The organism is Clostridium psychrophilum (assembly GCF_018861705.1).
In the GTDB taxonomy this organism is placed as follows: Bacteria; Bacillota; Clostridia; order Clostridiales; family Clostridiaceae; genus Clostridium_AD; species Clostridium_AD psychrophilum.
This window is the reverse complement of the sequence record NZ_JAHLEC010000120.1, coordinates 1-9,583: the sequence shown is the minus strand read 5'-3', so window position 1 is coordinate 9,583 and position 9,583 is coordinate 1. Positions and strand designations below refer to the sequence as shown.

Here is a 9,583-nt window from a genome sequence, read left to right as displayed (position 1 = left end):
ATTTAATCATCTCATATTTCTCTTGAATTTTCCACCTAATTTTCATTTAAAATGTTATCTAAAATGTTATCCACAGCGGTTTCCGCAAGCTGTTTCCTATATAATAAAAAAGCAACCTCAAAGGTTGCTATAATTACTTCACTCTATTTAAATTTTTAACTGCACTTTGTGTCATATCCATTTTATTATTAAACATTTCAACCATTTCAATATGGTTATCTTCATTTTGTTTTATATGGTTTTGTTGCACTTCTGCAATAGTAATAACTTTCTTTTCAAGACTTTTAATATTTATAGAATTCTTTTTAACTTCGACCTCAAGCTTTTTTACGGAACCCTCAAGATCTTCAATTCTATTATCAAGTCCACCTATTTTTGTATTAACACTTTTAAAACCCTACTGCATTTCTGAATATATTTTTCCCATAAATTCAAATAATTCTTCATTCTCCAATTAATTCACCACCTTTAAATATTATAACACATTCTAAATTAGCATTAGATCAAACTTTTTTATAAACAAATAGTATCATAAAACCTATTAAAATACATGATACACTTTTTCAACCAATTGAGTGGGTTTATAGAGATTATTATCTTTCTTTTTTAGCGTATCATTTAACTATAGTTTTTTGATACACTCATTTTTCTATAACTTTTTGTTAAATTTGCAGTTAAATTTAATTGAATTCTTACTATATTTCTTCCTGTGCCTTACCTATTGGGACCTAAATATATAAACGCTTTACTTCTTTTATGAGTTAAAACTATTTAGTATTTCTAGGTCAATGTTTTGAAAAAAAAGTCTTTTTGTAATAAGTGTCTTAACGTATGTATTCTGCGTATTGCGAGCACTGCCTCAACAATCGATAAATCACCAATCATATGGAACACTTATTCTTAAATTTAAGTATAATAAACATTATACTTAATTATATTGATTATATTGATTAAGTACTAAGTCATAATTTTTTATACAAATTAGTATCACTGTAATAAAATAAAAAGGAGAAAAAACATGGTGAGAATATTAATAATAAATGTCCCATTTCATGGACATGTAAATCCAACAATTGCAATTACAAAAGAACTTGTTGATAGAGGATATAAAGTAACATATTTAATTTCAGAGGAATTTAGAGAAGAAATAGCACTTACTGGTGCAAGAACAATGCTTTATGATTATGACGAAAAAAAAGCAATGTCATTTAAAGGTATGAAATTAACTATGAGTAATATTTATGAAGCTGCTTTACGTATTGGTAAAAATTATGATTTAATTATTTATGAATTCATGTTTTTTATGGGAAAAAATCTAGGTGATATTTTAAAAAAACCAACAATACGATTAATTTCAATGTTTGCATTTAATAAAAACACAATTAATCCTAAAAACTCTGGTAAATCATCGCTTCAACTTAAATTAATTCAAAATAAATTCGCAAGAAATATATTTACACAGTTGTTTTTTGGCAAAGAAAAAGTTAAAAATAATGATATATTTATGGAAGTATTGGAAAATGTACCAGAATTAAATATAGTTTTTACTTCACGTAAATTCCAGATTCATAGTGAAGAATTTGAGCATACTAGGTACAAATTTATTGGTCCATCTATTATTAAAAGGGCAGTAAAAAATAACATTCCATTAAATAAGGTAAAAGAAAAAGTAATTTATATTTCTTTAGGCACTCTATTTAATAAATCATTAAACTTTTTTAGAATTTGTATAGAAGCTTTTCGTGATGTTGATATGACAATAATTATGTCAATAGGTAAAAATGTAAACATAAAGGATCTTGGAACTATCCCAGATAACTTTTTAGTCTATCAAATTGTTCCTCAATTAGAAGTTCTTAAACGTACAACTGTTTTTATTACTCATGGGGGAATGAATAGTGTAAATGAAGCAATTTATTATGGAGTTCCAGTTATTACTATACCTCAATTCGCAGATCAGCCTGCTGTCGCTAGAAGATTAGAAAAATTAGGACTAGGAAAAGTAATTGACAAAAATAATGTTTCAGTTGAAACTTTAAAAAAAGCACTAAATGATGTTCTTTATAATGCAATGTATAAAAAAAACATGAATATTATGAGCGAAGATATGATAAACAGTGGCGGCTATAAAGCTGCTACTACTGAAATAGAAAAATATATTGGTCTAAACTTTAGCATAGGCACTAAGTATAATACTTACTATACTTAGCTATACTTAGTATGTATTCATAGAAAACTTATTCCCTATAGGGTGACCAGAATGGTAACAAATATGTTGTGCTAATATATATGATTAAACAATATAACTTATAGTAGCCTCAGGCAAATATTTTTGAATTAATTCTCTAATGACTTCCTCAGCTGGATTTCTATATTCATTACGATATGTATACTTTCCTGGTCCCTTTGGTCACATCTTAACCTTATCAAGTAAATTTACTGCTTTTGACATGCTTTCTGTATTAATAATATAATAATTAGGTAACCCATAGGTCATAAATATTACCTCTATAAATAATTGATTTTTAAGCTTAAATGATAAAGTCTCTTAACTTCCTTAAACATATTGTCATACACTATTTTCCATACGTTTTCCAAAATTATAGGGGTGATATTTAATCCTATTTTATATCCAGCTTCAAACATCTTATTTACTGCAATAATTCTCTCTTTTAGCTACTAGTGCCAAACTCTACTTTTTCTATAATCTCTTGTGGTTTAATGGAAATTCGCATTTGTGTGTGACCATTGTGATTCGCCGTTAATAAATCGTCCACAGCATTAAACTTTGTTGAAGAAGTGGCTGTCGCTTTCTCTAGCTTTCCAAACTCCTCAATTGCCCATCTTGAATTTCCAGTAATAGTATTTTCAAGGACCATATCTGATAGTAGCATTGGTTATAAATTGGGTATAGCCGACATATGTCGGCTATACCCGCTATACTGTCGTGAAATTAGTAGATTGTTATATATAATATATGGCCATAGTAAATGTCGTGAAAAATACTTAAGATTTTACTATCAAATAATATTTACAAAAAAGGTGCTGAAAACCTTTTATTTCATATAGATTTTGCCTTATTAATAGAATAACTAAATTAATATCTTGTTTCGTATTTGTGTTACTTTAACTTTATTTGGTAACGTTGGTTAATTGGAGTTACTGCATTTTTCAAAACATTCTACCTTTAATTATATTTGTAGTAAAAGGTCAATATCTAGGTGATCTATACCTTTAACAAAGACACTAATTGTAATTTTCAAAGTTTTTAGATGTTATATTTAAGTCATTCATAAATTTCTCAACGGCTCTTAAGTTTTTACGTATGGGAGTACTATGTGAACACTTTTTCTCGCATAATCCACAGTTTATACAAGCTTTTTCGATACTTCCTCCAACTTTATCTTGATATTCTTTAAAAACTTCAAGTGCAATGTTTGACATACCATATTGATCATAATAAGCGTAAGAATTAAAAATTTTATTTATTTCAATTCCCTTAGGGCATGGAGAACAATATCCGCAATTACAACATATAACACGAGGATTTGCTGGGTTAAATTCCGTTTGCTTGAAATACTTTTCAATTTCTGTATAGTCATATTTTTTCGAATTTCTAGAAACCTCGCAAACTATATCCAAGAAGTCTTTACTCTCCAATTGAAAGATTACCTCGTCAAAAACGGATTGTGACATAAAATACCTGGTTGCGAGCTCACTGGCAGTAATATTTTTAATCACATGTGATTTACTTAATATATTGTTCGGGAGTTGTTTATTTCCTGCATCAACTAGACCTCCGCCGACTATTGTTATACCAGAGTTTTTAAGTTCGCTCAGCAATTCTTTTTGAGCTTCAAGTGTGGGTATAAAGTAGATCATTACTGTATCTATAATATTATTTGTGCCTTTTAAAACTTCCTTTGCAGAAAAAAGATTAAGTGGAGTGAAAATGATTCCTATGTGATGCACTCTTCCTTCTTCTTTTGCCATTTTTGCTTGCATCAACTGTTGTGGCAGCAATCCCTCATCAACACTATCCGCATATAAATATAAACAATCTAAGTATTCCGTTCTTAAATCCATTAAAGAACGGCTCAAACAAAATTCAAAAGCATTTTCTTCTGGTAACGTTTTATCAAAATAAGGGTAATTAGTTGACAGATTTATAAATTTTCTTACTGGTTCTAAAACCCTCCCTAAGAAACGTTCACATGTTCCACCTATATATTGAGGTGATGTTGTGAAGCTTCTAATGCCTTGAGAGTATGCGTCTTTTACTAAACTTTCTGCCAGTGGCTCATTCATTACTAACTTACCATTATCGTAGTAAAAAGGTAATGAAATTGTTGTTGCTGTTAATTTGTTGTTTATATGCATATTTCTACACCTCCCACTCTGTATTCTGTTAATTCATATCCAGGTTTCATATCTGAATAACTCAATCTTTTTACATTTACGCCTAACTCTGATGAAAACCATGATATTGAGTCTAATTCACCAGAGTTATTATAAGCATTAATCACATAGCATTCAAATTTACCTAGAGCTGTTGTGATTTGCTCTATCTTCTCTACAATATTATGCAAATTAACTTCTGTTAATTTACCTTTAGATTCTTGTACCTTAAATTTATAGTCCCATTCATATCCAACGGTATATAATCCTGGATAATTAAGACACCTACCCTCAGCAGGTTCTATTACCCATTCTTTTTTTATGATATTTTTTTTATTTACCGGCTCCTTTGAGAAGATACTTCCATAAAAATAGATATCATTATTTTCTTCTTGTTTAAATGCGAAATACACCATTGGCGATTGACCTACCATTCCAAGAGAATTTAGTAGAACAGTTTCTCCCTGTGGTGTAATAATTTGAACATCAGTCATTCTTTCATAGTAATACATTTCAACTGGAGATGTATTGTTTGTAAGTATTTGTCGGAACACCAATTCATCACCTTTGTTTAATTTTTTTGTAACTCCTTTTTCCATATTACTATTTCTCCTTTGTTAACTAGGCTAACTATATTGAATATTTTAAACGGCGTTTACCACCGTTCGTTAATAATACTCATTCAATACATTATTTGCAAACTCCATTAAATGAATCAACTGTAGAAAATTATCTTCTCCCATTCCGTTACTTAAAGCATCAATCAATTTATAATAATCATTGTCTGTTAATCCTACTAAATGTTTTGCTTTCGGTGTCAAGTGAAGGGTATAGCTCCTTTTATCTACTTTTGAATATTTTTTATAAACATATTCCTTTTCTACCAATGCCCTTATTTTTACCGTAACAGATGGTTTGGATGTTTTCAAAAATTCTGTGATAGCATTGAGAGTAACATCTCCATCATACTTGTCAACGAAAATAATAACACCCATTTCGCTATTTCTAATTGGCAAATCCCTTTTAACGTTTATATACATTCTACAAAATAAAGCAATAGTCTTAGCTGAATTGTCAAACCAATCTTTCATAAGTTACACCTCAATATAGTTAGCTTGTATAACTATATTGTACTAAGTAAATTGAAATTGTCAATTTAAGTGTTAATATTTTAAAATTATATTCACAAGCTTTTATTTCATACATTTAATATCCTAAAAATGTATCTACCCTAATATTTTTCTTATTGACAGAATGACCTAACAAAGTGGACTTTATAGAATCATTCATTAGCTTTGGTCCAGCTAAATAATATTTTATTTCCTTATTATTAATAGCAATTTCTTTTATACCTTTTGTCAACTCTTCATCATCTGTGAAAAAGTCAATTTGTATATGATCATCATTTATAAATGTCTTTAGCTCATTTTCATATAAAAACTTGCCTGTTCTATTAACATATAACAAATTTACTTTACCTTTAAAATCCTTCTCTCGCATGACTATATCCTTAATTATAGATCTAAATGGCGTTATACCTATACCTCCTGCTATTAAACAAGTTGGTTTAGAAGTGTCCATATAGAAACCACCTATTGGGCCCCTAATTACCATTTTCATACTGCTTTTAATTTCTAATAGTGCATTCTTATAGTCACTAGGCAGCTTACCTATTTTCATCGAAATCATGATTTTATTTTCTAAAGGACTGGATGCTATACTAAAGGGTCTTATACCCCTTTTAATTTTTGTATGTTTAATAACAAACATAGCATGTTGACCTGCCTTCCACTTTGAAGGTTCACATGTATCAAATAGAAAAGTGTAAACTTCTTCACTCTCTTGAATTACTTCTTTAAAAATTATTTCTTTTGGCGTTAATACTGCTTTGATATCACTAAATAAACTCATAGTTCCCTCCATTTAGTTAATTGTTTGCTAAATTCTTTCCAACATTATAGGCTTTGTTTAAAATTCTTTTTTTCTTTTGTATGGAATCTTTAGTAAATGCTCCAAGTACAGTAATTCTCTTAATAGGTTTTATTCCCATAGCTTTTAATGATTTTTCAGTATATCTAAAATATCTATTAAATATTAAAGGGATTGGTGCTGCTTGAGAATAAATAAAAATTGTTTTTTTAATACCAAACCGTGGTTTATGCTTTTCATTTGTCAATGGATAAAACCGATCCAGAAGGTTTTTAAGGAGTCCTGACATTTGGTGAATGTATACTGGCGATGACAATATTAAATAGTCTGCTTCCTTAATTTCTGCATATACTTGTTTAAGATCATCCTGTATTACACAATGATCATGCTCTGGCTGTCTACAATACATGCAAGCTTGGCAAGGCTTTATTGTCATATCATTAAGATAATAAATTTTAGTATCAATTTGTTTTTCAGTTGCTCCTCTAATAACTTCTTTGACAACTGTGTCAATATTACCATTTTTTCTTGGGCTTCCAACAAAAGCAATTAGTTTACTCATATTTATTTTCTCCTTTATCTTTCTTAAGCAGATTTTTAATTAAAGAATTATCTTTACCTCCAAACTTCAATATGGTCTTTTATAAAGACTTCTATTGTTCTAGGTTTTCTTTTTAATAAAACTTCAGCAGTATTCGTAACATGGTTTGCCATACCTAATTTTGTTGTAAGGTATAATATCATCATTACAGTTGCAAATTCTTTTTTGATTCCTCTATCAATCATTTCTTTTCTAAATTTAAACAAAGGTGGATTTGAATATGTGATCTTACGTCCAAGTATTTTTGTCATACTATCTGCAACTTGAAAATAAGTAATAGCCTCTGAACCTGTAATAGTATATGCCTTATTTTCATGGCCTTTTTCTGCGAGCGTCCTTCCAATTATTTCACCAATATCTCTTGTATCTATAAAACTAATCTTAGCTTTTCCTGAAGGTATGAAAAGGTCATCTCGCTCTTTAATATCTTCTGCATGTGTTGTGGATAGATTTTGCATAAAAAAACTTGGTCTTATAAAAGTGTAAGGAATTTTAGATTCTAAAATAGCTTTTTCAATTTTGTGGTGTGGTGGAAAAGGATTTTTCTCAGCTCCTAGTAAAGATAAAAACACTATTTGCTCCACACCAGCTTTTTTGCATTTTTGAATAAAAGGTTTAAATATTCCATTAACATCTGTAAGTTGTGGTGGTCTTACTAAAAACACCTTTTTAACACCATGTAAAGCAGTTACATAGGTATCTATATCTTCAAAATCAAAATTAATGTATTCCATAGAATCATCTTTTTCAATACTTTTTTTTATGTTTCTTACACCAGCTAGAAAGTCTCTATTTATGCTTTTTAAATAGTCAACTACTGCACTTCCTACATTCCCCGTTATTCCTGTTAATAAAATTTTTTCAACCATTATTCTTCAGTCCCTTCATTTAATTTACAAATCATTTCTGTAAATTTCTCAGCTTCTTCATTTGAATAAATTGAAAATATATCAATTGTTAATTCATCACTTACTGTTTTCATTTTATCAACTAACTTATTATATTCTTTACATATCTCCAAGTAAGATGATCTTTTATCATTTGGGTTGGCAACTTTAAGCACTATACCTTTTTTCTGTAGCCTATTTATAATCCCTGATATAGTTGGCCTATCTGAACCCAACAGTTTAGATATTTCTGCTGCTGTAATTGGAGCGTCTGAATAATGTATCTGAATAATAACTGAGAACTGCGCAGCAGTAATATCAAATTCCATTAATGCTTTATCTAGTTTGTTTTTTAGATGTCTTGATGCCTTAATTATAAGGTAAGATAAGTTCTGCATATGGTTCCTCCATATATAATTAGTACACTAACCATATGATTAGTGTACTAACTTTATTTATATTTGTCAATTGTTTATGACTATCATATTTGCAACAAATTATAAAACTTTCTATAGGGTGTTTTTGCCCATCCCCCCGAAAAGGTGGAATAGGCAAATTATCCAAGAAATTTTTTAAATATTCTCAAAGTGATTCATATTCTTTAACTCTTCTATAAAAAGTATTATTTTTCATGTCAACAAGCTCCATAGCTTTTACAGCAGTTATATTACCTTGCTTCCACTTCCTATAAACAGCCTTAAAGTTTTCATCAATTGGTATTTTCTTTCTTCCAAATTTGATTCCTTTTTTTATAGCAATGCTAATGCCTTCTTTTTGTCTTTCTTTTATTCTTGTACGTTCATCCTCTGCCATATAACTTAGTAGCTGCAGTATCAAATCAACAATTAAACTTTCTATACCTTTCATATCCTTATATTTTGTTGTATTAAGCAAAGGCATATCTAGAACAATTATATCAATTTCTTTATTTACTATAAGCTCCTTCCACTCATCCAAAAGCATTTGCTTATTTCTTCCTAATCTATCAAGCGATTTGATGTATAAAATATCACCACTTCGAAGAATACGCTTCATTAACTGATATTCAGGTCTTTTAAAATCTTTACCACTGGCTTTTTCTATAAATATATATTCATCCTGTATTCCAAGTTCTTTAGCTGTAGCAACTTGTCTTTCTAAAGATTGGTTTTTACTACTTACCCTTGCATAAAAAAAACTTCTCATCCTATATAGCTCCTTCTTAAACTTTATATGAAAATCATAATAATACTTCAATAAGTATACAATCTATTTGAAGTGTTTCATATATAAAAATGTTGAAGTTTTGACATATAAAAAGTATAATAATATCACCATTTCAAAAAGTAAGTATACTTTGTGAAATAGTCCTTATTCCCCTTTTTGGAGGGGTTGGGCAAAAACACCCACGTATATTTTGAGTAAAATTGAAATAAAGTTATTTGTTGGTATTACTAGCCTTATTGGAATAAATCATAGTACATTTTGACTGAAGTTTAGTCTATATTATACAAATTCATTATGTTTGTACCTATATTTTAATATTTAATCATGGAGTATGCAATAGTGTTTTATACCATATAATCTTTATTATATGGTATGCCTAAAAAAATAAGCTTTTCAGCTCTTTATAGATTAATTTAAGTTTCAAATAGAGTTAATATTTTTATTTATAATCAATAATATGATTATCCCACAAAAAGCTTGTAATTACTTCCAAACGTAGTAATTATGATATAATAATATCAAAATCAGTACGTAGAGGAGGATTACTATGTTTTGCAAAAAT

At 28.9% G+C, this 9,583-nt stretch carries 9 protein-coding genes and 1 pseudogene; 1 reads left to right on the top strand and 9 read right to left on the bottom strand.

All coding sequences use genetic code 11. From position 1 onward, the window contains the following. Positions 1 to 1,018: 1,018 nt before the first annotated feature. Positions 1,019 to 2,209, top strand: a complete 1,191-nt coding sequence (locus KPL38_RS16585) for a macrolide family glycosyltransferase (RefSeq protein WP_216290259.1) — start codon at positions 1,019 to 1,021, stop codon at positions 2,207 to 2,209. Between the two features lie 299 nt (positions 2,210 to 2,508). On the opposite strand, the pseudogene KPL38_RS20400 reads toward KPL38_RS16585, so the two are convergent. The 9 genes and pseudogenes from KPL38_RS20400 to KPL38_RS16540 form a co-directional block, all read right to left on the bottom strand. Then, positions 2,509 to 2,879 (bottom strand): annotated as a pseudogene (locus tag KPL38_RS20400) (spore photoproduct lyase family protein). Between the two features lie 367 nt (positions 2,880 to 3,246). Next, the gene (locus tag KPL38_RS16575; protein WP_216290257.1) at positions 3,247 to 4,380 is read right to left on the bottom strand and encodes an aldo/keto reductase; all 1,134 of its coding nucleotides are present in this window, start codon (positions 4,378 to 4,380) and stop codon (positions 3,247 to 3,249) included. After that, entirely contained in the window at positions 4,371 to 4,997 is a 627-nt protein-coding gene (locus KPL38_RS16570; protein WP_216290256.1) for a hypothetical protein, read from the bottom strand. Before KPL38_RS16570 ends, KPL38_RS16575 begins: the two co-directional genes overlap by 10 nt. Positions 4,998 to 5,066: 69 nt before the next feature. Then, on the bottom strand, positions 5,067 to 5,489 hold the full coding sequence (locus KPL38_RS16565) for a MarR family winged helix-turn-helix transcriptional regulator (protein ID WP_216290255.1): 423 nt from the start codon (positions 5,487 to 5,489) through the stop codon (positions 5,067 to 5,069). Between the two features lie 115 nt (positions 5,490 to 5,604). After that, positions 5,605 to 6,309 (bottom strand): FAD-dependent oxidoreductase, encoded by a 705-nt coding sequence (locus tag KPL38_RS16560; protein WP_216290254.1) that lies wholly within the window; start codon positions 6,307 to 6,309, stop codon positions 5,605 to 5,607. 16 nt (positions 6,310 to 6,325) lie between these two features. Next, positions 6,326 to 6,889 carry a flavodoxin family protein gene (locus tag KPL38_RS16555; protein ID WP_216290253.1) on the bottom strand — a complete coding sequence of 188 codons (564 nt, stop codon included), beginning with the start codon at positions 6,887 to 6,889 and terminating at the stop codon, positions 6,326 to 6,328. Between the two features lie 53 nt (positions 6,890 to 6,942). Further along, entirely contained in the window at positions 6,943 to 7,797 is an 855-nt protein-coding gene (locus KPL38_RS16550) for an SDR family oxidoreductase (protein WP_216290252.1), read from the bottom strand. Further along, positions 7,797 to 8,213 (bottom strand): MarR family winged helix-turn-helix transcriptional regulator, encoded by a 417-nt coding sequence (locus KPL38_RS16545; RefSeq protein ID WP_216290251.1) that lies wholly within the window; start codon positions 8,211 to 8,213, stop codon positions 7,797 to 7,799. The genes KPL38_RS16550 and KPL38_RS16545 overlap by 1 nt, the downstream gene beginning before the upstream one ends. Before the next feature lie 184 nt (positions 8,214 to 8,397). Further along, positions 8,398 to 9,000, bottom strand: coding sequence for a recombinase family protein (locus KPL38_RS16540; protein WP_216290250.1), 603 nt, complete (start codon positions 8,998 to 9,000; stop codon positions 8,398 to 8,400). Positions 9,001 to 9,583: the final 583 nt, after the last annotated feature.